We start from the raw sequence: 25,670 nt of genomic DNA on the forward strand, positions 1-25,670 counted from the left end.
TGCCGCGTTCGTTAGTCTTGACGGGTGGAGAACCAGGAGTCACGGCAGGTGGCCGTCATCGGCGGCGGACCTCGTGGCACCTCCGTGGTGGAGCGTCTCATCGCCCGGCACCGCGCCCTCGGCGCGGCCGCTGCAGGGCTCGTCATCCACGTCGTCGAACCTCACGACCCCGGTCCGGGGCATATCTGGCGCACCGACCAGTCGCGCCTCTTCCTGATGAACACGCCATGCCTGTACCCCACGGTGGTCCCGGTCGGACCCGCCGCGGCGGGTATCGCCGAGGCGCCGATAGCGGTGTCCTTCGACGAGTGGCGCCGGCGGGTGAACGAGGGCCTCGTTCCCGGCACGGAGCCGGCGGACGTCGCCGAGTGCGCGGCGCTGGCGTCGAGCGATTTCCCGAGCCGGGCGCTCTACGGCCGGTACCTCACCTGGATGTTCGCTGAACTGGTGCGGCAGGCCGGCCCCGGCATCCGGGTGGAGCACCACCGCAAGGAGGCCGTGGGGCTGGCCTGGGGCGATGGGGACAGCGACGGCACCGGCGGCAGCGACGACAGGAAGGGCAGGAAAGGCGGACAGGGCACCGACGGTACCGGCGGCAGTGACGGCACCGGCGGCAGCGGCGGGACCGGTGGTTCCGTGCGCAGGTGGCGGATCGCGCTCGACGACGGCTCGGAGCTTCTCGCCGACGACGTCGTCCTGGCCGTGGGCCACGTTGCGGCGACCCTCACGCCCGAGCAGGAGAGGCTGCAGGATGCGGCCGCCCGGTACGGCCTGCAGTACTGGCCGCCCGCCGTCCCGGCCGATGTCTCCTGGAACCGGCTGCCGGCGCGGAAGACCGTCCTGATCCGCGGCCTCGGCCTGAACTTCTTCGACGCCATGATCCAGGTGACGGAAGGGCGCGGCGGGCGGTTCACACGCCGCACCGACGGCCGGCTCGACTACGAGGCCTCCGGGAGGGAACCCAGGCTGGTCGCCGCCTCACGGCGCGGCGTACCTTACCGGGCCAAGGCATCCCTCGACTCCTACATCCCGCGCAGTGTCACGCTGCGCTACTGCACGCCCGACCGCGTGCTCGCGTTCCGGAGGTCCGGCATCCAGCCTGGCTTCGACCATGACGTCTGGCCCCTGCTGCATCGGGACGTGCTGTGGGCCTATTACTCGACGCTGTGCCGCACGTCGCCGCGAGCTCTCGGGGCGCCGCGGGCCGCGTTCCTCGAGGAGCTCGCAGCAGCGCTCGCCATGAGCGGCCCGGAGTGGGAGGACGCCGCCGGGTCCGCCGTCGGACGGTCCGTTCCGGAAGACCTCCGGCTGGACGTCGAAGCGCTCGCGCATCCCTTCGCGGGCCGCCACTTCGCGGACGGCGACGAATTCACCGATGCGGTGCTGGCCTACCTCGACGCCGATGCCGCCGGGTCGGCGAAGGGCGAGGACGATCCGCTCAAGATGGCGATAGGTGCCATGAACGCCGGCCGCTCCGTGGTCAAGCAGGCCGTGGCGGACGGCGGCATCTCGGATTCGTCGTGGAACGCGGAACTGCGGGGGTGGTTCGAACCGCTCGTCGAGGGCCTCGCCAGCGGGCCGCCGCCACTGCGGATCGCGCAGCTCGCGGCGCTGGTCCGGGCTGGGATCGTCCGGTTCGTCGGCCCGAACCCGGGCTTCGGCTTCGATCCGGACGAGGAGCTGTTCCGCGCCACCTCGCCGTGGGTCCAGGACGAATCCTTCTCCGCGCGCTACCTCGTCGAGGCGATGATGCCTGCCAACCGGGTGTCCACGAGCCTGTCGCCGCTCATGCGGAACCTCCTCGATCGGGGCACCGTCCGGCCTAAGACGCACATGTCGGAGGACGGGGTCCCGGTGACGTCGGCCGGGCTCGACGTCACCGCCCCGCCCTACCGCGCCGTCGACAGCAGCGGCAGGAAGCAGGAGTCCCTGTTCGTGATCGGTCTCCAGCTCGCATCGGTGCAGTGGGGGACGGCTATCGCGGCGGAGGCCGGAGCGCCCCTCGATGCGGGCAGCAGGACCCTCCTCGACGCCGACGCCATCGCCGGGGAGATCCTCGCGCGGACCGTCCCCGCCTGAGACACGCCGGCCGAGCGTCCCGGATCCGGGTCCGCTCCCGAAAAAGGGGACCTCCACCATGCTGGTGGAGGTCCCCTCGGTTCTTCGGGCCGGAGCCCGGCGATCTACCTAGCCTTCGAGGCAGCGGTGGTAGTTCGCCAGGTGGGCACGGTAGCTGGCCCAGCTGCCGTTGTTGGCGCCCTCGGCCGGCAGGGCCGGCTCGGAGCAGGCGGGCTTGCCCGGCTTGCCGGGTTTGACCGGCTTGACGGGCTTCTCCGGCTTGCCGGGCTTGGGCGGCTCGACCGGAGTCACCGCTTCGACCGTGACCGGAAGGGTCACCGTCGTCGCGCTCGGCGCGGCGGTCAGGACGATGCGCCCCTGTCCGCCGGCGGTCGCCGGGATCGTGAGGTCCACGGTGGCGCTGCCGCCCGAGACGGGAACGGACCCGAGTTGCGTCGTCGTACCGTCCGCCGCAACGAAGCTCGCGGCCAGCGTGGTGTTCACCGGGCTGCCCAGCGACGTGAGGTCGAGCTTCGAGACGGTGAAGGAGACGGCGGTGCCGGCCTTCACCGTGGTCGGGGCACCCTGAACCTGCACACTCCGGCGATCGAAGGAGGGCGACAGCGGGCTGTTGGCCCGGATGTAGTCGATCCATGCGTCGCGGTCCACCAGTCCCGACTCGCGGGTGTCGGTTCCCTCACGGAAGGCCGTGAAGTTGTCGCCACCCTGCGCGAGGAAGCTGAAGGTTCCGATCCGGTAGTCCCTGGCGGGATCGAGGGGTGCGCCGTCGATCAGGACCGACGTGATCCTCGAACCGCGCGCGAGGGCCGGGTCGTAGGTGACGCTCACGTTGTCCGACAGGCCGAGGGCCAGGAAGGACCGTGAGCTGCCGTCCGGCTGCCACTGCTGCTCGAGCACTGCCTTGAACTGCGCACCGGTCAGGGTCGTGGTCCAGAGGTCGTTGACGAACGGCAGTACCGCGTTCGCCTCGGCGAACGTCACGACGCCGTCGGGTGCGTAGTAGAGCTCGTTGCGCAGGCCGCCTGGATTGACGACCCCGATCTCGGCTCCGCCGCGTTCCGCGGAGGAGAGGCTCGCCCTCAGCGAGTCGGCGACGAGGTTGCCGAGCGTCGACTCCGAGGTGCGGTCGTCACGCGTGGTGCCCGTGAAGGCCGTCGTGATGTCCTTGGTGACGGAACCCACCGGCTGGTTGCCGATGACCGCCGCCTGGGCGAGGGCCGCGTCGACGATCGTCTTCACCTCGGCGACGCGGGGGAAGGCGGCCACGAGGGCTGTGTCGGCGTCCGTGGTGCGGGCGACGTTGCGGGCCGTGTAGGACTCCACGTCGCCGGTCTCCGTGTCGACGCTCAGCGTGATCTGACCGACGAACTCGCCGTACGAGCCGGTCTGCAGCACGGGCCGGGTCTCGCCGGCCGCGCCCGGCACGGGAGCATCCCACGCGTACTGCTTGTGGGTGTGGCCCGTGAAGATCGCGTCCACCAGCGGCGTCGTCTCCGTGACGATCCGGGCGAACGATCCGCCGGCGGCGAGCTCCTGCTCGAGCGTCGCCCCCTCGACGACGCCGTCGCCGGCGCCCTCGTGGTACTCGGCGACGATGACGTCGGCGAGGTCCTGCTCCTCGATCTCCGCTGCGACGCGGTTGACGGCGTCGACGGGATCGCCGAAGTCGACGCTCGCGATACCACCCGGGCTGACGAGTGCTGCGGTCTCCTGCGTGACGACGCCGATCACGGCGACATCGACGCCGTCGACGGTGATGATCGAATACTCGTCGAGCGCGGGCTCGGTGGTGCCCTTGGTGTAGACGTTGGCCCCGAGGTAGGGGAAGTCCGCCTCCTCGGCGACGCGTCCGGTCAGGTCCGCGAGACCCTTGTCGAACTCGTGGTTGCCCACCGCGGATGCCCGGAGGTCCAGTGCGTCGAGGACATCGAGGGTCGGCTTGTCGTCCTGCAGCGCGGAGGCGAACAGCGACGCACCGATGTTGTCCCCGGCCGAGAGGAAGGCCGTCCTGTCCTCGCCGAACTCGGCGCGCAGCTTCTCGACGGTGCCCGCGAAGCGGACCGTGTTGGCGTCGATGCGGCCGTGGAAATCGTTGATGTTCAGCAGGTTGAGTTCGGCCGTCGTGTCGGCCGGCGCGAGGTCGAGTCCCACGATCACGGGATCGTGGTCGCTGGCCCGGTAGGGATCGGCGGCGTAGTAGTCGGTGACATTGTTGTTGAACCGGCTGTACTCGAGGGCGACCGACTCGACGGAGTTGATGTTCCAGGTGTCGACCCCGGTCACCGCGGCATCCGCCGCGGGCGAAGCCAGGATGTGGTCGAGGGAGCCGCTGAGGCCCGAGAAGACGTAGGAGTAGCTGTCGTCCTTCTCGCCCTGGTTGACGTATCCCGCCTCGTAGAGGACCTGCATCGGGTCCTCCTTCGTGTACGAGTTGAAGTCGCCGGTCAGGAAGACCTTGTCGGTCCCGGCCGACTCCTTCATGGAGTCCGCGAAGGCCACGAGTGCCTTGGCCTGGGTGACGCGTGCGGCGTTCCAGGCGCCCTGGCCGTCACCGTTGTCCGCATTGGTTCCGGAGCTCGGGCCCGAGCCCTTGGACTTGAAGTGGTTGACGATGGCGAGGAACGTCTCGTCCTCGGTACCGCCGGCCGGCTTGAAGGCCTGGGCGAGGGGCTTGCGTGCGTTGGAGAAGGCGACGTCGTCATTGAGGATGACGGACTCACCCACGGGCTCCACGACGGCCTTCTTGTAGATCAGGGCCGTGCGGATCAGGTCCTCGTCGGCGAGCGCTGGGACGGCGGCCGGCGAGCGGACATAGTCCCAGGTGCCTGGGGCCTTCTCGTTGAGTGCCTCGACGAGCGTCGCGAGGGCCGCGTCACGGTCCTGGCCGAACTGCGCCGAGTTCTCGATCTCCATGAGGGTCACGACGTCCGCGCCGAGGGCGTTGATCGCCGCGACGATCTTCGCCTCCTGGCGTTCGAAGTTCTCCTTGTCGGCAGCACCGCGGGCGTCGCAGCCGCCGTTGATCGTGATCGGGTTGCCCGCGCGGTCCGTGAAGTAGGTGCACCCGGCGAGGTCCTCACCGGTGGTGGGGAAGTAGTTGAGCACGTTGAACGAAGCGATCTTGACGTTGCCGCCGACCGGCTGGGGCGCGGCCGGACGCTCGCCGGCGAACTGCACGGGCTGCACGCCCGAGGGGGCCGCTCCATCGAGCTCGGCGAGCGGCTGGAACTTCCAGGCGCTGTTGCGGTAGTCGAGGACCATCGGGGAGGTGAACGACGCGCTGTAGCCGACACGCACGGGCTGGGACGGCGTGAGGTACGGAAGGACCTTGCCGCGGTTGGCCTGCGTGAAGAAGTTGGTCGTGGCGCCGTCGTCGAGCCGGATGCTGCGGGCCGCGTTGTCGGCGGCGACCGCGGCGTTCTCCGGGGTGCCCGGACGCGCGACGTCGGTGGGCTGGAGGAGGCGCTCGGTGCCGGCCGCGAGGGTGACCTCGCCGTACTGGTTCAGGGTGTAGTTGTCGGCGACCGTGAAGTCACCCGAGGGCTGGAACAGCATGCCCTCGACCGCTTCGCGGGCTGCCTCCGTGGCGGGGAGCGCGATGGTGGACGCCTTGGGCTCCTCGGCAGCCTCGGCGAGCTTCGTGGTGCCGCCGGCCGCGACGGTGAGCTGCGTCAGGTTGAAGAACTCTCCGGCGGTGCCGGTGACCTCGACGTAGTCACCCACGGCGACGGATGCGACGGTCGCGGGGGAGTAGACGAAGAGGGCGTCCGAGGCGGTCTGGTCGGCTGCTGCCGAGCTGCCCGCGGTCTGGAGGTAGAAGCCGGCGAAGCCGCCCGTGGGGTAGGCGGCGGTGACCTTGCCACGCGTGGTGACCGTCTGGCCGCTGAGCGGCGTGGCGGTCCCGGTGCCCTGGATGTCACGGATGGGCGTGACCTTGCCGGGGGTGGGCGGCGTGGGGGTCGGCGTCGGGGTCGGCGTCGGGGTCGGCGTCGGAGCCGGACCGCCCGGGGTCGCGCCGCTGTTCGTCGGCGTGGTGTCCTGGAGGGTGAAGTCGGCGCCGTTGTCGTCCGTGTCGGCAAAGCCCGTGCGGTTGGCCGACTTCGCGCTGCCGCTGCCGGGAGCGGTGGCGACCGTGCCTTCGAAGGCGGTGGCGTTGCCGTAGCCGAGGGCGTCCACGACGCCCGGCGTCCCGTTGATGGTGCCCGTGGGCAGGACTCCCACCGTGGTGGCCTGGTCGGACAGGACCAGGAGGCCGCCGTTGGCGCCGGGGGCGAAGGAGGTTGCGAGGTCCGGGGTGGGCAGCGCCGAACCGGCCGTGCCGTTCGAGTTGCCCTGGACCAGGAAGTATCCCTTGGCAGGGATGGTGCCGCGGAGGGCGGTCACTCCCGGTGCGACAGTGCTCGAAGCGGGTGCGCGGTACTGCAGGGACCACCCGTCGAGGCTCACCGGCGCGTCCGTCGGGTTGTAGAGCTCCACGTACTTGTTGGTGAACGGCGTGCCCGCCGAGCCGCCCGAGACGAACGCCTCGTTGATGATGACACCGTCTCCCGCGACGGACGCCGTGGCCGGTGGGGTCTCCACCGCCGCGGCTGGCAGTGCGATCATCGGTGAGGCGATCAGCCCTGCCGACAGCGCCGCACCGAGCGCTCCCTTCCATGACGAATTACTCATTCGTTGGTTCTTCTCCTTGACGATGGCTGCGCAGCAGCCGCGAGTGAAGCCCGCCGACCCTCGATGGGTGGGCGCGTTGGCATGAGCACCATATGTGACTCAGGTGACATTTCCGTTTCCGGGAGAAGCCAACCAGTAGATCGTTAACAATGGGTTACCAAAAAGCCAGTGGCTCCGGAAGAATCGGGGCCCGCGGGCCTTATCCGTGGACGAATCGTCCTAGCGTGCGGCGTCCCTGAGCGTTCCGGTCACCGGTGTCTCGCCCGCGTCCGCGACGAAGCAGAGGATCTCCCGGTCGTCGTCCGAGGTCCAGCTGTCCTCGACCGGGTAGAAGTAGAGCAGTTCGAGCGCTGACGCATCGTATGCCAGACCGACGAACGCAGCGAACTCCTCAGCACAGAAGTCGCTCGCGGCGGTGTTGGCCGCGGGCAGGCCGGGATAGTCGCCATCGGGCATCTCGGTCCTCGCGAACGCCTCGAAGGTATGCAGTTCGTCGCAGGGGAGGACGGTGATGTCCGAGACGTCCTCGGTGCCCGGGTCGTCGATGCAGTCGCCCACCTCGATCGAGAAGGCGTCGGTCCGGGCTTCCGCGGTCACGGTTCCCTCGGCGTCGCGCTCGGGGCCGTCCGGGGAGAGGATGCCGCAGCCCGTCGCGAGCGTGAGGGTCCCCAGGAACGCCGTCATCACCGCCCGACGGCGCAGCGATTCCCCCGTGTGTTCCCCAGTGTGCATCGAGACCCCGTCGTCGGCCACGGACCCGTGGCACGGCTGTTGCTCCTCGGGACAGTACCGCACCGACGACGGAGGACACCATCGCCGGGGTGCGCCGCCGGCACCGGGGAGACAGAAAAGGAGGCCCCGCGGTGCGGGACCTCCTGATGAGCGGAAGGTAAGGGATTCGAACCCTTGAGACGGGGTGACCGCCCACTGGTTTTCAAGACCAGCTCCTTCGGCCGCTCGGACAACCTTCCGCCGCTAGTGTTTCATGAAGGGCGGGTGACGCCCAAATACCCAGCAGGTGGAGGCCGGTATGCGTGCAGTGGTGATCGATGCGGCGGGTGGACCCGAGGTGCTGTCGGTGCAGGAGGTCCCCGACCCGGTCCCGGGCGAGGACGAGGTGCTCATCGACGTCGTCGCGGCCGGGCTGAACCGCGCTGACGTGCAGCAGCGCCGCGGCTTCTACCCGCCTCCCGACGGGGCATCCCCGATCCCGGGCCTCGAGGTGTCGGGTCGCGTCGCGGACCCGGGGACGTCGGCCTTCCACGAGGGGGATGCCGTCGTCGCCCTGCTGGCAGGCGGCGGCTACGCGGAGAAGGTGGTCGTGCCGTCCGGGCAGGTCGTGCGGGCGCCGGAGGGAGTGGGCCTGCTCGAGGCCGCCGCTCTCCCCGAGACGGCCGCGACCGTCTGGTCCAACCTCGTGCTGCAGGCCGGACTCGAGGAGGGCGACGACGTCCTGATCCACGGTGCATCCGGAGGGATCGGCGTGATGGCCATCCAGGTGAGCCTCGCCCTCGGGGCCGTGCCGCACGTGACGGCCGGGTCCGCGGCGAAGCTCGGTGTCGCCCGCTCCCTCGGTGCCCGGACGCTGATCAACTACCGGGAGCAGGACTTCGTACAGGAACTCCGGACGGCGACCGCCGGTAGGGGAGCGGACGTCATCCTCGACGTCGTCGGTGCGAAGTACCTGGCGCGGAACGTCGAGTCCCTGGCGACCGGCGGGCGTCTCGTGGTGATCGGGCTGCAGGGCGGGACGACGGCGGAACTGGACCTCGGCACCCTGATGGGCAAGCGGGCGAGTATCGCCGGCACCACCCTGAGGGCGCGGCCCGTCGGCGAGAAGACGGCCATCATGGCTGCGGTCCGCGACAGCGTCTGGCCGCTCGTCGCCTCGGGTGGCGTGCGGCCGTTCGTCGACCGCGTGTTCCCCCTGGAACAGGTCGCGGAGGCGCACACCTACTTCGATGGGGGCGAACACACCGGCAAGATCCTGCTGTCGATGCGCTAGGCGCCCGCGGCGGCCGACCGCGCACCGCGCTGCGCGGCGTGGAGCGCCAGCACGAGAGCGATGCCGACCGCGGCGCCGATGACCGTCTCGATCGCCCGGTCCGCGAGGAGACCGGCCGGGTCGCTCGGGTGCGCCAGTTCGGTGCTGACCAGGGCGAGCGGAGTGACGAACGCCTGCGCGAGGGCGTACTGCCGCAGGACGAACATCTCAGCGGCGAACTGTGCGACGGCGATGACGACGACGAGCTGCCATGCTGCCAGCCCGGGCAGGAGGACCAGGGCGGTCAGGACGAGCCCGGCGAAGGTGCCGAGGATCCGCTGCAGGCCCCGGTTGACCCGTGCCCGTGCGGACTGCCCCACGAGCGGGACGGTCGCGGCGACCATCGCCCAGTACGAGTGACCGATCCCGAGCGCCGTCGCCGTGCTGCCGGCGAGCAGGGCTGCCACGACGTAGAGGGCGGATTCCCGGCCCAGAGCCGCCAGGTGGTGGGCGGTGGGCCGGCCGGTGCCTCCCCGGGTCCAGCCGGTCCGGTGCTTCGGCCACAGGGCGCCCGACTGCCCGAGGAGCACCGCGAGTCCCACGGTGGCGACCGCCGTGGCGAGCCCCTGCCACAGGGGAGGCTGCCCGGGCACGGAGGCGATGGCCGCGAAGGCGAAGATGTGGAACAGCGAGCCGCCCGGACGGAGGCGGAACAGACCCGCCGCGAACGTGCCCAGCCCGGCGACCGCGCTGGTGAGCAGCACGAGCGTCCACGGTCCGACGTCGGCGCGGGCGGTCAGCGCCGCAGCGAGGACCACCGCGAGCATCAGCCCGCCGCCGCGCAGCTGCGTCGCAAGGCGTTGCCGGTGAGGCTCGTTGCGGCCGTAGATCCCGGCGAACGCGCCGAACGTGGCGAAGATCGCGAGATCCAGGCGCCCGAGCACCAGGACGAGGAACAGCGGGATCCCCACGCCGGCCGCGCAGCGGAGCGCAGGATGGTGGTCGTCGGCGGAGGGGGCGATGCTCACGAGGTCGCGGAAGAGAGGCACGGACTGCGGGCTTTCGGTCGAAGGGATCGACGGCGCCGCTGGCATCGGGTGGCTCAGGCCACCGATCAACTTTACGCCCGTCCCGGTCCGATCGTCAGCACCGGCGGAATCACCAGCCTCCTTCCGGTGGCCGTGCGCCTGTGGAAGGGTGGCAGGACAGCCAACCGGAAGGAGTAGGACGGTGACCACCACCCAGCACGGCCACGACGGCGACGAGGGCGGCCTGCCGCGGGCGGCCGACAGCTTCGCCGAGAACCTCGGCGACCAGGTGCCCGACGGCGTCGACAACGGACCCACGGACGACGCCGACGAGCCGGCCGACGACCGCACCCGAACCCACTCGAGCATCAGCGAGGGCATGAACGCGAACGACGACGACGAGCCGCCCGCCGTGCTCGACGACGGCCTCGACGGAGGCAGGCACGGCTCCTCCTGATGGGAAGGACGGAAGCGCCGGCCACTCGCCGCACGGGCACGTGCGTTCGGCGCTTCCGAGGGGTTCGGGCGCTTGCCCTGTGACGCAGCCCTCACTAGGTTGCTACCTTCGTGTGCATCACACTTCCGCACCCGAGGAGCATCATGAGCAAGAAGCAGAACGGGTCCCACCGGCACGCCGACGTGCTGGCGACGGATCCGGACCTGCCCGCGGTCGCCGTCGACCCGCAGCAGGCCGAAGCAGAAGACCGCCGGTGGACACCGGCGAAGATCGCACTCTGGGTAGGCATCGCACTCCTCGGCGGAATCGCCTGGACGATGCTCGCCATCGTCCGCGGAGAGACCGTCAACGCCATCTGGTTCGTCTTCGCCGCGGTCTGCACCTACCTCATCGCCTACCGGTTCTATTCGAAGTTCATCGAGCGCAACCTCCTGAAACCCGATGACCGGCGCGCCACCCCCGCCGAGTACAAGGCCGACGGGAAGGACTACGCCGCCACCGACCGCAGGGTCCTCTACGGCCACCACTTCGCCGCCATCGCCGGCGCCGGCCCCCTCGTGGGCCCCGTCCTCGCAGCGCAGATGGGCTACCTCCCCGGAACGCTCTGGATCATCATCGGCGTGATCTTCGCGGGCGCCGTGCAGGACTACCTCGTCATGTTCTTCTCCATGCGCCGCGGCGGCCGTTCCCTCGGCCAGATGGCCCGCGAGGAACTCGGCGTCATCGGCGGGACCGCGGCCCTCATCGCCACCCTGACGATCATGATCATCATCGTGGCCATCCTGGCGCTCGTCGTCGTGAACGCGCTCGGAGAGAGCCCGTGGGGTGTCTTCTCCGTCTCCATGACCATCCCGATCGCACTCTTCATGGGCGTCTACCTCCGCTACCTGCGGCCCGGCAAGGTCACCGAGGTCTCCCTCATCGGCTTCGCCCTGCTGCTGCTCGCCATCGTCGGCGGCGGCTGGATCTCCGAGACCGCCTGGGGCGTCGAGATCTTCACCCTCGACCGCATCACCATCGCCTGGGGCATCATCATCTACGGCTTCATCGCCGCCGTCCTGCCCGTCTGGCTCCTGCTGGCACCGCGCGACTACCTCTCCACCTTCATGAAGATCGGGACGATCATCATGCTCGCGGTCGCGATCGTCATCACCCGCCCCGAGATCAGCGTCCCCGCCATCACGCCCTACGCGACCTCCGGCACAGGCCCCGTCGTCGCCGGCACGCTGTTCCCGTTCCTGTTCGTCACGATCGCGTGCGGCGCCCTCTCCGGGTTCCACGCGCTGATCTCCTCGGGCACGACCCCCAAGATGATCGAGAAGGAACGCCAGACCCGGTTCATCGGATACGGCGGCATGCTGATGGAGTCCTTCGTGGCCATCATGGCGCTCGTCGCCGCCCTCTCGATCGACCGCGGCATCTACTTCGCCATGAACTCCTCGGGAGCGGCGACCGGAGGCACCATCGAGGGAGCCGTGACCTTCGTCAACGGCCTCGGGCTCACCGGCGTCAACCTGACGCAGGAGGCACTCAGCACGATGGCCTCGAACGTCGGCGAGGAATCGATCGTCTCCCGCACCGGCGGCGCCCCGACCCTCGCGGTCGGTATCGCACAGATCATGCAGGGGGTCTTCGGCGGCTCGGGCATGATGGCGTTCTGGTACCACTTCGCCATCATGTTCGAGGCGCTGTTCATCCTCACGGCGGTCGACGCCGGCACCCGCGTGGCGCGCTTCATGCTGCAGGACAGCATCGGCAACTTCGTGCCCCGCTTCCGCGACACCTCCTGGCGGGCGGGCGCGTGGATCTGCACGGCCGTCATGGTGGCCGGCTGGGGGGCGATCCTGATCATGGGCGTCACCGACCCCCTCGGCGGCATCAACACCCTCTTCCCGCTCTTCGGCATCGCCAACCAGCTGCTCGCGGCCATCGCGCTCGCGGTGTGCATGGCGATCTGCGCCAAGAAGGGCCTCTTCCGGTTCCTGTGGATCCCGGCCCTGCCGCTCGCCTTCGCGGCAGTGGTGACCATCACGGCGTCGTTCCTGAAGATCTTCTCGCCGGTGCCGGCCATCGGTTACTGGGCGCAGCACACGGCCTTCAAGAACGCGCTGGCGGCCGGTGAGGAGAGCTTCGGCACGGCCACGAGCGTGGCCGCCATGGAAGCGGTGGTGCGCAACACCTTCATCCAGGGCACGCTGTCGATCATCTTCGTGGTGCTGTCGATCATCGTCATCGCGACGGCGATCCTCGCCACCATCCGGGCCTACCGGCACGGCGGCGGCAAGGAGAACGAGGACACCCCGGTGCCGTCGCGCATCTTCGCACCCGCCGGCCTGATCGCGTCTCCCGCCGAGAAGGAGCTCGAGGCGCAGTGGTCGGCCCTGGAGCCCGGCAGGCGGCCGGCGAGGACGGGGCACTGATGACCGTCCCACAGGTCCTGCACCGGGCACGCGACACCGCTCGCGAGCTGGCCTGGCTGTTCAAGGGCGTGATGGGGGAGAACGCCTACCAGGCGTATCTCGACCACCACGAGCGCACGCACCCCGGTGGCCTCCCGATGACCGAGCGTGAGTTCTGGCGGGACAAGACCGACCGCCAGGACGCCAACCCCGAAGGCCGCTGCTGCTAGGCAGCCGCCTCCTCCACGAAGCCCGGCGCGAGCAGCGCCGGGCTTCGTCGTGTCCGGAGGCCGCCGCCACGGCACGGGAGCAAGGCCGGATCCGACGTGCCCGCCTTCCGGCGGTTGTGGGAGCATAGCGTCATGACTGAACAGCAGCCAGCCAGTCCCTTCGATCCAGCCCCCGGGGTGTCGCCCGGCACGCCTGAGGATCCCCGGCAGGGAGGCGGCAGCGAGGCTCCGGCGGACAACCGCCCGACATCGCTCGCGGAGCTCGTGGACGAACCGGCGAAGGTCATGCGCATCGGCACCATGCTCAAGCAGTTGCTGGAAGAGGTCCGCACCGCACCGCTCGACGACGCCGGCCGCACCAGGCTCGCCTCCATCCACGAGCGCTCCGTCAAGGAACTCGAGGACGGCCTCGCACCCGAACTGGTCGAGGAACTGCACCGGATCAACCTGCCGTTCGACAGCGAGTCGGTGCCCACCGACGCCGAACTGCGCGTGGCCCAGGCGCAGCTCGTGGGCTGGCTCGAGGGTCTCTTCCACGGCATCCAGGCGGCGCTGGCAGCGCAGCAGATGGCGAACCAGCAGCTCGCGGCCCGCCTCCAGTTGCGCGAGCTGCCTCCGGGCACCGTCATCGCGCCCGGGGTGGTCATCGGCGAGGACGGCGAGCCGAAGCGGACCCCGCCCGTGCGCCAGGCCCAGGCGGCCAGGGCGGACAGCCACGGGCCCGGCCAGTACCTGTAACGCGTAGGTGGCATTCTTCGCAGCAGCTCGACAGGGACGGAAGGACGACGCCGAACTCGGCACGGGGGTCTGGCGTCGGGCCCACGACCGCTTCCGCCGTGGGCTGGACCGCTACCACCAGATCCTCGAGGGCATCGAGGACGACGACGTCTACAACGAACTCGTGGTGATCGCCGACGACCTCGGCGCCATGCTCCCGCGCGTGCGTGCCGTCTGCACGAGCGCCCAGGCCTCGTCCCCGAGCACCGGCCTCGACATTCCCGGCGCACTCCTGCAGGTGCACCGCGCCCTGTCGCGTGCGGGCAATACCCTTGCGACGACCGCCGAGGCGGCCGCGATGACCCGGCTCGACGGCGAGCGGTGGGGCATCGCGTCCGCGGGGCTGGACAACGTGCGCCGCCGGGCCCAGCTGGTGGCGGACGACGTCGACGAGGCCGAACGGGCGATGCCGGGCGGCCGGCCGCCGGGTCAGTAGAACAGCAGGGTGCTCCCCGGCGCGACGGCGATGTCCCAGACCTCCAGGTCCTGGCCGCCGCACACGCCGCGGCCCCCGGTCGGCACTCCCCGGATGAAGGGAGCCGCCCGGTCCTCGTCCACATAGGGGTAGCCGCGCTCGTTCAGCACGGTCAGCACGCGCCGCTCCGCCTCGGGGTCGCGGTCGGCGGAGGCCCGGGACGGCTCGCGCAGGTAGGCGGAGAAGCCGTCGGGCCAGCGGATCAGGACGGAGCGGCCGTTGAACTCGAACCAGACGCATGCCCCGCCCGCCCCGGTGCCTGCCCGGAACGTCCCGAGCAGGCTCTGCGGCAGGTTCTGGGCGTCCCGTCCCTCGGCCGGCCGGATGCCGACGATCGATTCCGGGTCCAGGGAGCCGGGAGCCGCGCCGCTCGTCGCGAGCGGCAGCTCATCCTCCGGCATCGCATCGATGGCATCGCGCAGCTCGTCCGGAAGCACCGCCGGGTCCCCGGCGATCGTCGTCGCTTCCCCCGTCCGGCGGTCGGCCAGGGTGAGCACCGAGCCGTCGCCCTCGACCGGGCTGAGCACGCCGCTCGCGTCGCGCACCAGGAACACGAGCTGGTGTGGCGGGAAGAAGTTGCGGGTGTAGGGGCGCTCCAGGGTGCTCCGGCCGGTGACGTCGAGGGTCAGTACGTCCGGGTCCGCCTCGCCCTTCACGATCTGGACCACGGGGGCCCGCTGCAGGATCTGCATCTCGCCGTCGACGACCGTCGGTTCCACGCTGGTGGCGGCGATGACCGCGACGACATCCGCGAGTCCGAACAACCGTTCCGCCCTGCCGGCGGGACCGGGCGCGGTCCGGGGGACGAGCGCTACGGCCAGGGCCGCGACGACCAGGACGAGGCACACCGCACCGACGACGGTCTGGATCCGTCGACGGCGTACCGGACCCCGCCCGTCTGCAACCGGCATCGGCCCGCCGTCCGGTCGGTCGACCGGTATCAGCCGACCGACGGGGCGGCTCTCCCCGGCGACGGCGGCACCGGAGAGGCTGCCACGGCTGTGCTCGAGCTCCCGGTCGGGCAGGGTGCGTGCCGGGTCGATGGCGGCGAGGACGGCCGGCAGCGCCACGTCCGGGGCCGGCCCGACGGACAGCATGCCTGCGCACCTGGCCTCGACGGCGGGAAGCTGACGCACGTCCTGCCCCGCGGCCCGGGCAGCGTCCCCGGCGCTCAGGCCGTCCCAGTGAAGCAGGAGCAGGAACTCCCGCTCGCCGGGGGAGAGTGCCGCGAGTGCGCCGTAGAGGGGTGAGGTGCTGGGGACACGGGGCGGCAGGTCCGGAGGGACGTACCGTTCGAGGGCTGCCCGGGCCGCCAGCAGGACCGGTACGACGTCGGCAGCGGTGGCGGGCTCAGTGCCGGGTACGGTGTCGGGCTCGATGTCGGGCTCGATGTCGGGCTCGATGTCGGGCTCGGAGTCGAGGACCCCGACGGCCTCCAGCGCCGCCGCCGAGGCGAGCCGCACCGACAGCGAGCGCCGGAAGGCGTACCGGAAGGCGTCGTCGTGCAGCACGGCCCGCCGCCCGTCCCGCGTCGCGCGCATCGTCCGCACCCCCGCCTCCGGCCCGATGCCGCCGTCCGGCGATACCACGCAGGCTGATAGTTGTCGGTGGGAACAGAAATAAATGGGAAGTGCCGTTGGTTCCCGCCTGTATGACTACTTCACCAAACCTTACGTTCAACGACGGCCAGATCATCCCCCAGCTCGGGTACGGAGTGTGGCAGGTCGAGGACAGCGTCGCCGAGGACGTCGTGGGCAAGGCCTTCAAGGCCGGCTACCGGCACATCGACACCGCCATGATCTACGGCAACGAAGCCGGCGTGGGACGCGCCATCGCCTCGTCCGGCCTCAGCCGGGACGAACTGTTCATCACCACCAAGCTGTGGAACGCGGACCAGGGCTACGACAGCACGCTCAAGGCGTTCGACGCGTCCATGGAGCGACTGGGACTCGAGAGCCTGGACCTGTACCTCATCCACTGGCTGCAGCCCAAGCAGGGCAAGTACCTGGACACGTGGAAGGCGTTCATCGAACTGCAGAAGCAGGGTCGCGTGAAGAGCATCGGCGTCTCCAACTTCACCGTCGGGGCCCTCGACGAGATCATCGACGCGACCGGAGTGGTGCCCGTCATCAACCAGGTCGAGACCCACCCGTACCTCAACCAGTCCGAGCTCCGCGCTTTCGAGGCGGAGAAGGGGATCCTGCACGAGTCGTGGTCGCCCATCGGCTCCGGCAAGGGACTGCTCGACGACGCCGTGCTGCAGGACATCGCGCAGAAGCGGAACGCGACACCGGCGCAGGTCGTGCTCGCCTGGCACGTAGCGCTCGGCAATGTCGTGATCCCGAAGTCGGTCACCGAGTCGCGCATCATCGAGAACTGGGAGTCGCTCGACGTGAAGCTCGAGGACGAGGACATCGACGCCATCAACGGCCTCGACAAGGGCGCCGCAGGCCGCATCGGCGCTGACCCGGCGACGTCCGACTTCGCCTAGGCCGCCCGCAGGTACCGCCTGCTGCACGGATGACAGGAGCCGCCCGGCGACGCCGGGCGGCTCCTGTCGTATCCGCCGGAGGTCAGGCGGCCTGGGTCAGCGCCGCGCGCAGCGGGTACTCCGACCCCTCGAGGACCACCTGGGCGCACCGTCCGGTGGCAGGATCCAGGACGATCGGCGCCGCCAGGTTCACCGTGGTGCCGCCCGGGGCGGGATTCGCGACGACGAAGAGGTGGGCTTCCGGCACGTCCGGTCCGAGCACGTCCCGCTGCGCGTCCGAGAAGCGCGGGCTGTAGGCCGGGACGTACGTCGCGGCGTCGAGCAGGAACAGGCGCACGCCGGTGTCGTCGGCGGAGGTGAGGGTGAACAGCCCGTCGGCTCCCTGCACCTCCTCGAGACGGAACTCGGTGCGCGGCGCGAGGCCCGGGGGAGGGGTCACGAAATCGGCCCTCATCGCAGGAAGTCCATGAGGGAGGGCTGGAGGACGCGCGCCGAGACGGCGAGGGCGCTCTGGTAGGCGGTCTCCTGCAGTTTGAGGTCCAGGATGATGGACGCGAGGTCGATGTCTTCCACGGCGGCGCGTTCTCCTTCGAGTGCCAGCGAGGCGTCGGCGACGGTGTCCTTGGCTTCGAGGAGCCGTGCGTGGCGCGTGCCGATCTCGCTGTGATGTGCGGTGAGGTCCTGGATGCGTTGCTGGAGTGGCGCGAGGTGGACGGACACGTCCCTGCCGGCGCGCAGGTCGGCGGCGATGGTGTCCAGCAGGGCGAATGCCGAGCCGGCGCCGCTGCCGAAGACCGCGGCCCCGTCCGCATCGACGCGCACCGTCCGGTCCGGTCCCACCCGTCGCTCGACCGTCCCACCGGCGGGGAACGTGAGGTCCGGGCCGAGGGCGGTGGGGGCGTCCGTGTTCCCGGCGAACAGGAACCGGCCCGCATAGGTCGCGTTGGCCTGTGCCGCGAGGTCGCTCCGCAGGGATTCGATGTCGAGCGCGAGGGCCTCGCGGGCCGCCGGCGGCAGCGAGGAGTTGGATCCCTGCAGCGTGAGGTCGTTCACCCGGCCCAGTGCGCGCTTCGAGGTCGTCATCGCGTTGTCGAGCTGGGCCAGCCAGCCCTCCCCGTTGGAGATGTTCCGCCCGTACTGTTCGGTGGCGCGGATCTCCGCACGCACGCGCAGTGCCTCGGCCGCCCCGGCAGGGTCGTCGGACGGGCGGCTGATGGCCTTCTGGCTGCTCGCCTTCTCCTGCAGGTCCGCGAGCCGTGCGAGGTTGGACTGCAGGGAGCGCTGGGCTCCGTGCAGCATGGTCTGGTTGGTGACGCGTGTGATCATGGTGGCCTTCCCCTAGCGTCCGACGATCCCCATGCGGTTGATGAGGACGTCGAGCATCTCGTCGACGGCCGTCATCACGCGCGCGGCGCCCTGGTAGGCGTGCTGGTACTCCAGCAGGTTGACCTGTTCCTCATCCATGCTGACGGAGGTGGCGCCGAGCTGCTGCTGCAGTGCGGTGGTCGCCGACACCTCGGCGAGCGCGTTGCCCTGCAGTTCCATCCGTGCCGCAGCGCCGAGGTCGGCGACGAAGGCGGACCAGGCGGCATCGGGGGAGCCGGTACCGGTGCCGATCCCGGAGATCGCATCGGCGACCGAGCCGTCGTAGGCGCCTGCACCGGGAGCACCCGCGGCGAGGTCCCCGAGCCGGACCGGGAGGACCGTCAGGGACGCGGCTGCACGGTCCGGCTGGTAGGCGAAGAACGGACCCTTGCCGGCGCCGCTGTGGAGCGTGTTCACCTGGTCGGCGAGCTTCGCGGCGAACGCGTCGTACCCGGCAGCGGCCTGCGCCAGCGCTCCTCCGGCGTCGGCGGGGGCGAGGAGCGAGAGCGTCGCTGCCAGTTCGCCGCTCTCGACGCCGGCGGAGGCGCCCGGCCGGTGGGTCCACTCGACCTGGACGGTGCCGGCGCCGTCGAACCGTGCCGGTCCGGTGACCTGCAGGGCGCGCGCCGTGGTGCCCGAGATCAGCGCGTTGCCGGCCAGCAGGACGTCGGCGGTGCCGTCGGTGTTGTCACGGACCGTGGCGCCGGTCAGCCCGGCGAGTGCAGCCGTCAGGGTGGTGCGGCGGTCCAGGAGCTCGTTGGCGGAGGTGCCCGAGGCGACGGCGGACCGGATCTGCCGGTTCAGGTCGGCGACCTGCGTGGCGGCGTCATTGACCTCGGCGACGAGGGTGCCGGCCGAGGAGCGGAGCGAGGCCCACTGGTTCTCGACATCGCGGTATCCCGCCGAGACGCGCGCCGTGAGTTCGCCGGCCGCGGAGAGCAGGGAGGACGCCGAGGCGTCCTTCTCGGGATGGTTGGACAGTTCCTGCCAGCCTGCCCAGAAGCCCTGCAGGGAGGCGGAGACGCCATGGGTGCCCGGCTCGCCGAGGCTGCCCTCGAGTGCCGAGTAGGCCTGGGCACGCACGGCGGTGTAGCCGGCCGCGCCCGCGGTGGTGCGGACCCGCGCCTCGAGATGGACGTCGTTGAGCCTCGCGATGCCCTCGACGAGCACACCCTCCCCGGCCCGCGTCCCGCTCGTGAACATCGTGGGACGGACCGGGGCCGCGGCCGAGGTCTCGAGCCGCTGGCGCGTGTAGCCCTGGGTGGTGGCATTGGCGATGTTCTGCCCTGTGACGTCGAGGCCGGCCCGCGCGGCGGCGAGGCCGGAGTAGGCAGTGTTGAGTCCGCTGAAAGTGCTCATCGTCCCGCTAGAGGTCCTTGTTGAGAAGGGTCGGTCGGCCATGGCCCTGGGTGGTCACACCATCGGCCGCGTAGGTGCCCGCGCCCGTGTTGATGCCCGCCAGGGTTTCCTGCGTGGAGCGGCTCGCCGCCCGGAGGAACTGCTGGTTGCTGTCGCGGACCGCGGCGATCTGCGCCACGAGGACCGTCATGGCCCGGAGGTGGTCGGCGAGGAGTTCCCCCCACGGCCCCTCCGGGGCGGCTGCCGCGAGTTCACGGAGACTGGCGCCGTCGTGGATACCCCACTCCGTCGCGACGCCGGAGGCGTGCACTGCGCGTGCGAGTCCGGTGTCGCGCAATCGCCCGAGTACCTGCTCCACCTCACGGGTGGCATGGTGCAGCCAGCGCGTCTTGCCGGAGGTCAGCAGGAGCTGTTCCTCCTCCAGCTTGAAGACGAGGAGTTCGAGTAGTTCACGCTCCTGCCAGAGCAGGGCGGAGAGATCCTGGGCGCTCACGGTGCCACCTCCTTTCCGGTGCCACGGGACGGGTGGAACCGGAAGAACTATCGGCAGTGCCCGGTGCGATGTAAGGCCGCCGGGCGTGTCGTCGACAATCTACCAGCCGGGGCCTATCCGAGGAGGGGGCTCCCCGATACGACCGGGGAGTGCCTGGTGATCCAGGGGGCCACCTCGGCGGCAGGGAGCGGCCGGGCGAAGTGGAAGCCCTGGGCGAGATCGCACCCCAGTGCGCGCAGCTCCACCAGCGTCTCCTCGTTGTCGACCCCCTCCGCCACCACCCGCAGGTCGAGGCTGTGTGCCAGGTCGATGATGGAGCCCACGAGCCCGCCGGCGCGTCGATCCGAGCGCATGGCGGTGATGAAGGACCGGTCCAGCTTCAGTTCGTCGGCGGGAAGATCACGTAGGTACGCAGGGAGCTGTAGCCGGTCCCGAAGTCGTCGATCGACACCTGGATGCCGTCGGCGCGGAGCCGGGCGAGGATCTTCGCGGAGCGGGCCGGGTCGGCCATCAGCATGTCCTCGGTGATCTCGAGTGTCAGGCACCCGGCGGGCATGCGGTGCCGCTCGAGAAGCGCGTGGACCTGTCGGGGCAGGCCGGGCTGGATGCAGGACCCGGACAGGTTCACGGCGACGCTGATCGTCAGCCCGTCGGCATGCCAGCGCGAGACCTGGTGCACGGCGGCCTCGAGCACGAGCGTGGAGAGCTCGGGCATCAGGCCTGCCTCCTCGGCGAGGGGGAGGAACGACGTCGGGGGCAGCTGCCCGATGACGGGATGGTTCCAGCGGATCAGGGCCTCGACGCTCGTGACGGCGTCGTCCGGCAGGTGCACCTTGGGCTGGTAGTGCAGCTCGAACTGACCCTCGGCCAGCGCCGTGCGGAGCTCCTGCAGCGTGCGCAGCTTCCGTGCGCCGCCGTCGTCGTCCAGGGAACTGTAGAGATGGTGGCCGCTGCGCTCGGACTTGGCCCGGAACATCGCGATGTCCGCCTTGCGCATCAGGAGCTGGATGTCGGTCCCGTTCTCCGGTGTGAGGGCGATGCCGATGCTGACCCGAATGGTCAGGGCGGCCGTGCCGATCCGGACCGGTTCCAGGAGTTCCGCTTCCAGGCGCCGTGCCACCTTCAGGGCCTCCTCCCGGGTGACGCCGTCGAGGAACACCGCGAATTCGTCCCCGCCGAGGCGCGCCAGCAGGTCGTTGGGCGTCAGTGGCCGGGCGAAGCGCTCACCGACCTCGACGAGGAGGGCGTCCCCGACATCGTGGCCCAGGGCGTCGTTGACGTCCTTGAACCGGTCGAGGTCCAGGAAGAACAGGGCACCGGAGCGCTGTCCGCCGAGCCGACCGCCGAGATCCCGGACGAGCCCCCGGCGGTTCGGCAGGCCCGTCAGGTCATCCGTGGTCGCGAGGGCGGCCAGCAGGCGGTTCCGGAACAGGAGGGGCGCCGCGGCCAGGAGGACGGTGAGGGCGGCGAGGACCTGGGCGAGGGGCGCGATGGGCACCTGGCACCCGATGAGCAGGACGGACACGGCCGAGCCGGTGGCCACCATCAGCATGGTGACGGCGGGGAGGCCGCGGTCGTGGTGGCGGAGGACCGTGCCCGCTCGGGCGACGCCGTCGATCCACAGGGCGATGGCCACGATTCCCAGGATCCAGCCGGCGTCGATCACCGATCCGGCGCTGTACCCGTTCGCGCCCAGCGCGTAGGCGATGTCCGCGGCGGCGAAGAGCATCAGACCGGCCACGAGCAGCGGCCAGCGCGGCCCGAGATCGAGCCCGCGGGAGGTCATCAGGCCACCGATGGTACTGATCAGCAAAAGATCCAGAAGGGGGTAGACGACGACGACCACCATCTCGAAGGTCGTGCTGCTGCCGGCTCCGGCCTGCAGGACCGGCGCGAGGAGCATGGCCATGACGGACGCGGCGGCCAGGGCTCCCACAAGGCTGTCCAGGAGCAGGGGCCAGGTGAGGCCCCTCAGCTTCCGCACGGTCATCACGAGGGTGCCGAGCATCAGCGGGTAGAACGCGAAGTACGCGACATCCGCAGCGGATACGACCGCGAGGGAGTGCTGCCCCTGCAGCACCAAGAGATAAAAGGCGTCGCCTGCCGTGTAGACGGCCACCGCCGCGGCGCCGAGCCCCACCTGCCACTGCGAACGGCACCGTGCCAGGACCGCGACGACGCAGACGGCGACAGCGGCGAGCTCCGCGGTGATGCCGAGCCACACCCCGACGCTGCCGAACGGTGCCAGGTCGCCGAGCAGGAGACTGACGACATACAGTGCCGCAACGACCGACGCCGCGATGACGGGAACCCGGGAGATCCTCACCCGTGGCGCGCCATCCCTACCGATCTCAGGCGCATCAGCAGACACCGGGTACTTCCTCTCCTCAAGGATCAGGAACCTGATCATCGAAGACACTAAGGCTGTGGCACGGGCCCGACTCCCGGTCCGGCCTCCCAGGGCCCAACCCACAGGGAAAACTGGGCGTTTGTTGCGTCGATCTGTGCCCGTCGAGGAAATCGGGAAAAAAGTTCTTCCGATTCCTTACATCCCGGAGCGGACCTCCGATAGCTACTGGTGCCGGCCCATGGATGGGCAGGCGTTCGCAGCCCTTTCACGGAGGAATACATCATGGGTTTCCAGATCAACACCAACACCGCGGCCAACACCGCATACCGCAACCTCTCCAGCACCCAGAACGACATCTCGAAGTCGCTCGAGAAGCTGTCCAGCGGTCTCCGCATCAACCGCGCAGCCGACGACGCCGCCGGCCTGTCCATCGCCGAGGGCCTGCGCTCGCAGGTCAACGGCCTCGGAGTTGCAGCCCGCAACGCCCAGGACGGCATCAGCGTCGTGCAGACCGCTGAAGGTGCGCTGACCGAGGTCCACAGCATCCTGCAGCGCGTCCGCGACCTCGCGGTCCAGTCGGGCAACGACTCGAACAACGCGGACGCCCGCACGGCCATCAAGTCCGAGGTCACGGCACTGTCCGAGGAGCTCACCCGGATCGGCAACTCGACGAACTTCAACGGGACGAACCTCCTGGACGGCAGCGCTACGCTGACGTTCCAGGTCGGCGCAGGTAGCACCGCGGCGAACGACCAGATCGAGGTCGACCTGTCCGGCGCGGACATCAAGACGCTCGGTACGACCATCGGTGCGCTGAACTTCGACACCGCGGCGAACGCACTGACGACCATCGCAGCACTGGACACGTCCATCAAGGACATCTCCACCTCGCGCTCCGAGCTCGGTGCCGTGCAGAACCGCTTCGAGTCCGCGATCAACAGCATCAACGTCTCGCAGGAGAACCTCTCTGCCGCCGAGTCCCGCATCCGCGACACCGACATGGCGAAAGAGATGGCGAGCTTCACCCGCTCGAACATCCTGTCGCAGGCCGGTACCGCGATGCTGGCCCAGGCCAACCAGATGAACCAGGGTGTCCTTCAGCTCCTCCGCTAGACGGTGAGCTCGTAGGCGAAAGGTGCACGGTGGCGGGACCGATCCTGGACCGAGAGGTCCCGCCCCGTGCATTCGCCTGACCGACGGCACTCCAGCCGGTAGACCCTGATACACCGTCCCAGCCCCCGAGAGGTAGACCCATGGCGTTCTCCATCGACGGCATCGCCAGTGGGCTGGACACCACGAACATGATCAACCAGCTCATGCAGCTGGAAGCACGCCCGCAATCGATGCTCAAGGCGAAGGCGACCTCCACGCAGGGTTTCATCACCGCCCTGCAGCAGCTCAACACGCGGCTCGGATCCCTGACCGAACTCGCCACCAGGACGGCGAAGCCCGGAGCCCTCGACGTCTACAAGGCCACCGCCACCAGCGACTCCGTCACCGCGACGGCCACCTCGACGGCGGCCGCAGGCTCCCTCGACTTCACCGTGAAGCAGCTGGCACAGTCCCAGTCCTCCGTCACGGGTGCGATGACGGCCTTCTCGCCGACCGCGACCACGCTGACCCTGCGCGCGGCGGACGGCACCACCACCGAGGTGAGGACCACCGGCACGCTCGACGACGTCGTCGCCTCCGTGAACAAGGCCGGTGCCGGCATCACCGCCGCGAAAGTGGGCGCCGGGACGAACGCCGACGGCGTACCGCAGTACCGGCTCCAGTTCACCGCGACGGAGTCCGGTGCCGAGCACGGCTTCGCCGTCTTCCGTGGAACGGCCGACGAGGTCACCGCCGGCACCGCGACCGACCTCTTCGCGGAGACCGGAGCGGCGACCGTCCGAGCCGCCCAGGACGCCGAGGTGGTCCTGTGGGGCGGGACAGCCGCGGAGCAGGTGGTGACGTCGGCATCGAACACCTTCGCCGACATCCTGCCGGGTGTCTCCGTCACCGTCAGCAGGACCACCACCGAGCCGGTCTCCGTGACCGTCTCGCGCGACGCCGAGGCCACCACGAAGGTGGCGCAGGAGCTCGTCGACGCGCTGCGCAGCGTCTTCTCCTTCGTCGACACCAATACCAGGGTCACACCCGGCACGACCGCCGGTGCCGCGCCGACCTCGGGTCGGTTCACGGGTGACAGCGCCGTGCGGGGCATCGCCCAGTCCGTGCTCACCGCGGCGACCGCGCCCGTCGGCGGGACGTCGACGTCGGAGTTCGGCATCACGCTCACCCGCTCCGGGACCGTCGAGTTCGACGCCGAGAAATTCGCCGCCGCGCTCGCGAAGGACCCCGCGGGCACCAAGGACGTACTCATGCAGCTGTCCGCCCGGGTGGCGGACGCCGGCACGGCAGCCTCGGACAAGTACGACGGCGAACTCACGCGTCGCATCACGAGCCAGGAATCGACGGTCCGCAACCTCAACGACCGCGTGTCCGACTGGGACCAGCGGCTCGAGAAGCGGCGCGCGACGCTCGAACGCACCTACTCGGCGCTCGAGGTCCAACTCTCACAACTCCAATCACAGGGGGACTGGCTGTCGTCACAGCTGGCGAACCTCCCCACGACCGGAAGCTAGCTCCAGATGCTCCAGATGAACGGTTACCAGGCCAAGCGCTCGCAGTACGTCCAGGACGCCGTCCTGTCCGCGACACCCGCGGGGCTGCTGACGATGCTCTACGACAGGCTGCTGCTCGATCTCGCCCGTGCCGGCGCCGCGCAGGAGGCAGGGGAGTGGACCGTCGCCTCGGAGAACCTGCTGCACGCCCAGGACATCGTCGGCGAACTGATGTCCTCGCTCCGCACGGACATCTGGGACGGCGCCACGGGACTGATGTCCCTGTACGCCTTCGTGCGCCAGACCCTCGTCGAGGCCAATGTCATGCGTGACCGCACCAAGACCGCCGAGTGCGCCGAGGTGCTGGAGCCGCTGCGCCAGGCCTGGCACGAGGCCGCCCGCACGGGCCAGCCGGCCGCCGTCGCACCTTCGGACCACGACGCGCCGAGGGCCCTGGGAGTACTCGGCATTGGCTGACGACGCACGGCCGGCGGAGCACGCCCGGCCCACCGACACGGCAGCCCTCCTCGCCTGGACCTCGGTCCTGGACGCGCTGGAGGCGGCCGTCGACGACGCCGCGGCCGGTGACGTCGCGCCCACCGCGCTCATGCGGCAGACCGCGGTCCTCGGCAGCTGGACCCCGCCGGTCGTGGACGGCCCCATCCCCGGCGCCCTGGTGGCACGCGCCCGGCGCATCAGCGAACGCCAGCGCGCCGCACTCGCCCGCCTGACCGCCGAGGCCGGGACCCTGCGGCGGCATCGTTCGGCCCTCGGCTCGGTCCGGGCGGCCACGACGGCGCAGCAGTCCGCCGTCTACGTCGACGTCACGGGCTGAAAGTTCCTCCCGGAAGTACCTAACGACTGCCCGGAGACCATCCGATAGTCGCCACCGAGCATGGATCGCTC

20 protein-coding genes, 1 tRNA gene and 1 pseudogene are annotated in these 25,670 nt (G+C 70.2%); 12 read left to right on the forward strand and 10 right to left on the reverse strand.

Annotation, left to right across the window (positions count from 1 at the left end; genetic code table 11):
- Window positions 1–24: 24 nt before the first annotated feature.
- Window positions 25–2,079, forward strand: a complete 2,055-nt coding sequence (locus tag ACX80U_RS14025; protein ID WP_459268893.1) for an FAD/NAD(P)-binding protein — start codon at window positions 25–27, stop codon at window positions 2,077–2,079.
- Window positions 2,080–2,187: 108 nt separating this feature from the next.
- Here ACX80U_RS14025 and ACX80U_RS14030 read toward each other — a convergent pair whose 3' ends face one another.
- The 3 genes from ACX80U_RS14030 to ACX80U_RS14040 form a co-directional block, all read right to left on the reverse strand.
- The gene (locus ACX80U_RS14030; RefSeq protein WP_459268894.1) at window positions 2,188–6,750 is read right to left on the reverse strand and encodes an ExeM/NucH family extracellular endonuclease; all 4,563 of its coding nucleotides are present in this window, start codon (window positions 6,748–6,750) and stop codon (window positions 2,188–2,190) included.
- A 219-nt stretch (window positions 6,751–6,969) separates the two neighbouring features.
- Window positions 6,970–7,482, reverse strand: a complete 513-nt coding sequence (locus ACX80U_RS14035; protein WP_459268895.1) for a septum formation family protein — start codon at window positions 7,480–7,482, stop codon at window positions 6,970–6,972.
- 151 nt (window positions 7,483–7,633) lie between these two features.
- A tRNA-Ser gene (locus ACX80U_RS14040) sits at window positions 7,634–7,721 on the reverse strand.
- 59 nt (window positions 7,722–7,780) lie between these two features.
- Between ACX80U_RS14040 and ACX80U_RS14045 the strand changes: the two genes are divergently transcribed.
- The gene (locus tag ACX80U_RS14045) at window positions 7,781–8,755 is read left to right on the forward strand and encodes an NAD(P)H-quinone oxidoreductase (protein ID WP_459268896.1); all 975 of its coding nucleotides are present in this window, start codon (window positions 7,781–7,783) and stop codon (window positions 8,753–8,755) included.
- Here ACX80U_RS14045 and ACX80U_RS14050 read toward each other — a convergent pair.
- A complete protein-coding gene (locus ACX80U_RS14050) occupies window positions 8,752–9,783 on the reverse strand; it encodes an FUSC family protein (protein ID WP_133080376.1) in 1,032 nt (343 codons plus the stop codon). The genes ACX80U_RS14045 and ACX80U_RS14050 overlap by 4 nt on opposite strands.
- Before the next feature lie 181 nt (window positions 9,784–9,964).
- On the opposite strand from ACX80U_RS14050, the gene ACX80U_RS14055 reads away from it, so the two are divergent.
- From ACX80U_RS14055 to ACX80U_RS14075, 5 genes are all read left to right on the forward strand, one after another.
- Window positions 9,965–10,219: a hypothetical protein gene (locus ACX80U_RS14055; RefSeq protein WP_133080377.1), complete on the forward strand. Its 255-nt coding sequence runs from the start codon at window positions 9,965–9,967 to the stop codon at window positions 10,217–10,219.
- 143 nt (window positions 10,220–10,362) lie between these two features.
- Complete coding sequence (locus ACX80U_RS14060; RefSeq protein WP_133080378.1) at window positions 10,363–12,639, forward strand: carbon starvation CstA family protein; 2,277 nt, start codon at window positions 10,363–10,365, stop codon at window positions 12,637–12,639.
- Window positions 12,639–12,848: a YbdD/YjiX family protein gene (locus tag ACX80U_RS14065; protein WP_133080379.1), complete on the forward strand. Its 210-nt coding sequence runs from the start codon at window positions 12,639–12,641 to the stop codon at window positions 12,846–12,848. The genes ACX80U_RS14060 and ACX80U_RS14065 overlap by 1 nt, the downstream gene beginning before the upstream one ends.
- A gap of 132 nt (window positions 12,849–12,980) precedes the next feature.
- Window positions 12,981–13,586, forward strand: a complete 606-nt coding sequence (locus tag ACX80U_RS14070) for a bacterial proteasome activator family protein (protein WP_459268897.1) — start codon at window positions 12,981–12,983, stop codon at window positions 13,584–13,586.
- Window positions 13,587–13,593: 7 nt separating this feature from the next.
- Window positions 13,594–14,061, forward strand: coding sequence for a hypothetical protein (locus ACX80U_RS14075; protein WP_133080381.1), 468 nt, complete (start codon window positions 13,594–13,596; stop codon window positions 14,059–14,061).
- Here the strand turns inward: ACX80U_RS14075 and ACX80U_RS14080 are convergent.
- Window positions 14,055–15,689 carry a hypothetical protein gene (locus ACX80U_RS14080; RefSeq protein ID WP_459268898.1) on the reverse strand — a complete coding sequence of 545 codons (1,635 nt, stop codon included), beginning with the start codon at window positions 15,687–15,689 and terminating at the stop codon, window positions 14,055–14,057. The two genes, ACX80U_RS14075 and ACX80U_RS14080, sit on opposite strands and share 7 nt — an antisense overlap.
- 62 nt (window positions 15,690–15,751) lie before the next feature.
- On the opposite strand from ACX80U_RS14080, the gene ACX80U_RS14085 reads away from it, so the two are divergent.
- On the forward strand, window positions 15,752–16,591 hold the full coding sequence (locus ACX80U_RS14085; protein WP_133080383.1) for an aldo/keto reductase: 840 nt from the start codon (window positions 15,752–15,754) through the stop codon (window positions 16,589–16,591).
- 82 nt (window positions 16,592–16,673) lie between these two features.
- Here the strand turns inward: ACX80U_RS14085 and ACX80U_RS14090 are convergent, their stop codons facing one another.
- The 5 genes and pseudogenes from ACX80U_RS14090 to ACX80U_RS14110 all read right to left on the reverse strand — a co-directional run bounded on the left by ACX80U_RS14090 (window position 16,674) and on the right by ACX80U_RS14110 (window position 22,218).
- Window positions 16,674–17,045, reverse strand: coding sequence for a flagellar assembly protein FliW (locus ACX80U_RS14090; RefSeq protein WP_208740527.1), 372 nt, complete (start codon window positions 17,043–17,045; stop codon window positions 16,674–16,676).
- On the reverse strand, window positions 17,042–17,917 hold the full coding sequence (locus ACX80U_RS14095; RefSeq protein WP_459268899.1) for a flagellin N-terminal helical domain-containing protein: 876 nt from the start codon (window positions 17,915–17,917) through the stop codon (window positions 17,042–17,044). Before ACX80U_RS14095 ends, ACX80U_RS14090 begins: the two co-directional genes overlap by 4 nt.
- A gap of 12 nt (window positions 17,918–17,929) precedes the next feature.
- Window positions 17,930–19,315 carry a flagellar hook-associated protein FlgK gene (gene flgK / locus ACX80U_RS14100; RefSeq protein ID WP_459268900.1) on the reverse strand — a complete coding sequence of 462 codons (1,386 nt, stop codon included), beginning with the start codon at window positions 19,313–19,315 and terminating at the stop codon, window positions 17,930–17,932.
- Between the two features lie 7 nt (window positions 19,316–19,322).
- Window positions 19,323–19,808 carry a flagellar protein FlgN gene (locus tag ACX80U_RS14105; RefSeq protein ID WP_459268901.1) on the reverse strand — a complete coding sequence of 162 codons (486 nt, stop codon included), beginning with the start codon at window positions 19,806–19,808 and terminating at the stop codon, window positions 19,323–19,325.
- Between the two features lie 113 nt (window positions 19,809–19,921).
- Window positions 19,922–22,218: pseudogene (locus ACX80U_RS14110) on the reverse strand (putative bifunctional diguanylate cyclase/phosphodiesterase).
- A 222-nt stretch (window positions 22,219–22,440) separates the two neighbouring features.
- On the opposite strand from ACX80U_RS14110, the gene ACX80U_RS14115 reads away from it, so the two are divergent.
- The 4 genes from ACX80U_RS14115 to ACX80U_RS14130 all read left to right on the forward strand — a co-directional run bounded on the left by ACX80U_RS14115 (window position 22,441) and on the right by ACX80U_RS14130 (window position 25,599).
- The gene (locus ACX80U_RS14115) at window positions 22,441–23,271 is read left to right on the forward strand and encodes a flagellin N-terminal helical domain-containing protein (protein ID WP_133080389.1); all 831 of its coding nucleotides are present in this window, start codon (window positions 22,441–22,443) and stop codon (window positions 23,269–23,271) included.
- A 140-nt stretch (window positions 23,272–23,411) separates the two neighbouring features.
- Entirely contained in the window at window positions 23,412–24,785 is a 1,374-nt protein-coding gene (fliD, locus tag ACX80U_RS14120) for a flagellar filament capping protein FliD (RefSeq protein WP_459268902.1), read from the forward strand.
- 15 nt (window positions 24,786–24,800) lie between these two features.
- Window positions 24,801–25,241 carry a flagellar export chaperone FliS gene (gene fliS, locus ACX80U_RS14125; protein WP_459268903.1) on the forward strand — a complete coding sequence of 147 codons (441 nt, stop codon included), beginning with the start codon at window positions 24,801–24,803 and terminating at the stop codon, window positions 25,239–25,241.
- Window positions 25,234–25,599: a hypothetical protein gene (locus tag ACX80U_RS14130; protein ID WP_208740533.1), complete on the forward strand. Its 366-nt coding sequence runs from the start codon at window positions 25,234–25,236 to the stop codon at window positions 25,597–25,599. The genes fliS and ACX80U_RS14130 overlap by 8 nt, the downstream gene beginning before the upstream one ends.
- Window positions 25,600–25,670 lie beyond the last annotated feature (71 nt).

This window comes from Arthrobacter sp. TmT3-37, assembly GCF_054510835.1.

Bases quoted from the DNA above. Each gene is read 5' to 3' on its own strand.
- ACX80U_RS14030 (WP_459268894.1), bottom strand. From the start codon at position 6,750: ATGAGTAATTCGTCATGGAAGGGAGCGCTCGGTGCGGCGCTGTCGGCA.
- ACX80U_RS14035 (WP_459268895.1), bottom strand. From the start codon at position 7,482: ATGCACACTGGGGAACACACGGGGGAATCGCTGCGCCGTCGGGCGGTG.
- ACX80U_RS14045 (WP_459268896.1), top strand. From the start codon at position 7,781: ATGCGTGCAGTGGTGATCGATGCGGCGGGTGGACCCGAGGTGCTGTCG.
- ACX80U_RS14060 (WP_133080378.1), top strand. From the start codon at position 10,363: ATGAGCAAGAAGCAGAACGGGTCCCACCGGCACGCCGACGTGCTGGCG.
- ACX80U_RS14065 (WP_133080379.1), top strand. From the start codon at position 12,639: ATGACCGTCCCACAGGTCCTGCACCGGGCACGCGACACCGCTCGCGAG.
- ACX80U_RS14070 (WP_459268897.1), top strand. From the start codon at position 12,981: ATGACTGAACAGCAGCCAGCCAGTCCCTTCGATCCAGCCCCCGGGGTG.
- ACX80U_RS14085 (WP_133080383.1), top strand. From the start codon at position 15,752: ATGACTACTTCACCAAACCTTACGTTCAACGACGGCCAGATCATCCCC.
- ACX80U_RS14090 (WP_208740527.1), bottom strand. From the start codon at position 17,045: ATGAGGGCCGATTTCGTGACCCCTCCCCCGGGCCTCGCGCCGCGCACC.
- ACX80U_RS14095 (WP_459268899.1), bottom strand. From the start codon at position 17,917: ATGATCACACGCGTCACCAACCAGACCATGCTGCACGGAGCCCAGCGC.
- flgK (WP_459268900.1), bottom strand. From the start codon at position 19,315: ATGAGCACTTTCAGCGGACTCAACACTGCCTACTCCGGCCTCGCCGCC.
- ACX80U_RS14115 (WP_133080389.1), top strand. From the start codon at position 22,441: ATGGGTTTCCAGATCAACACCAACACCGCGGCCAACACCGCATACCGC.
- fliD (WP_459268902.1), top strand. From the start codon at position 23,412: ATGGCGTTCTCCATCGACGGCATCGCCAGTGGGCTGGACACCACGAAC.
- fliS (WP_459268903.1), top strand. From the start codon at position 24,801: ATGAACGGTTACCAGGCCAAGCGCTCGCAGTACGTCCAGGACGCCGTC.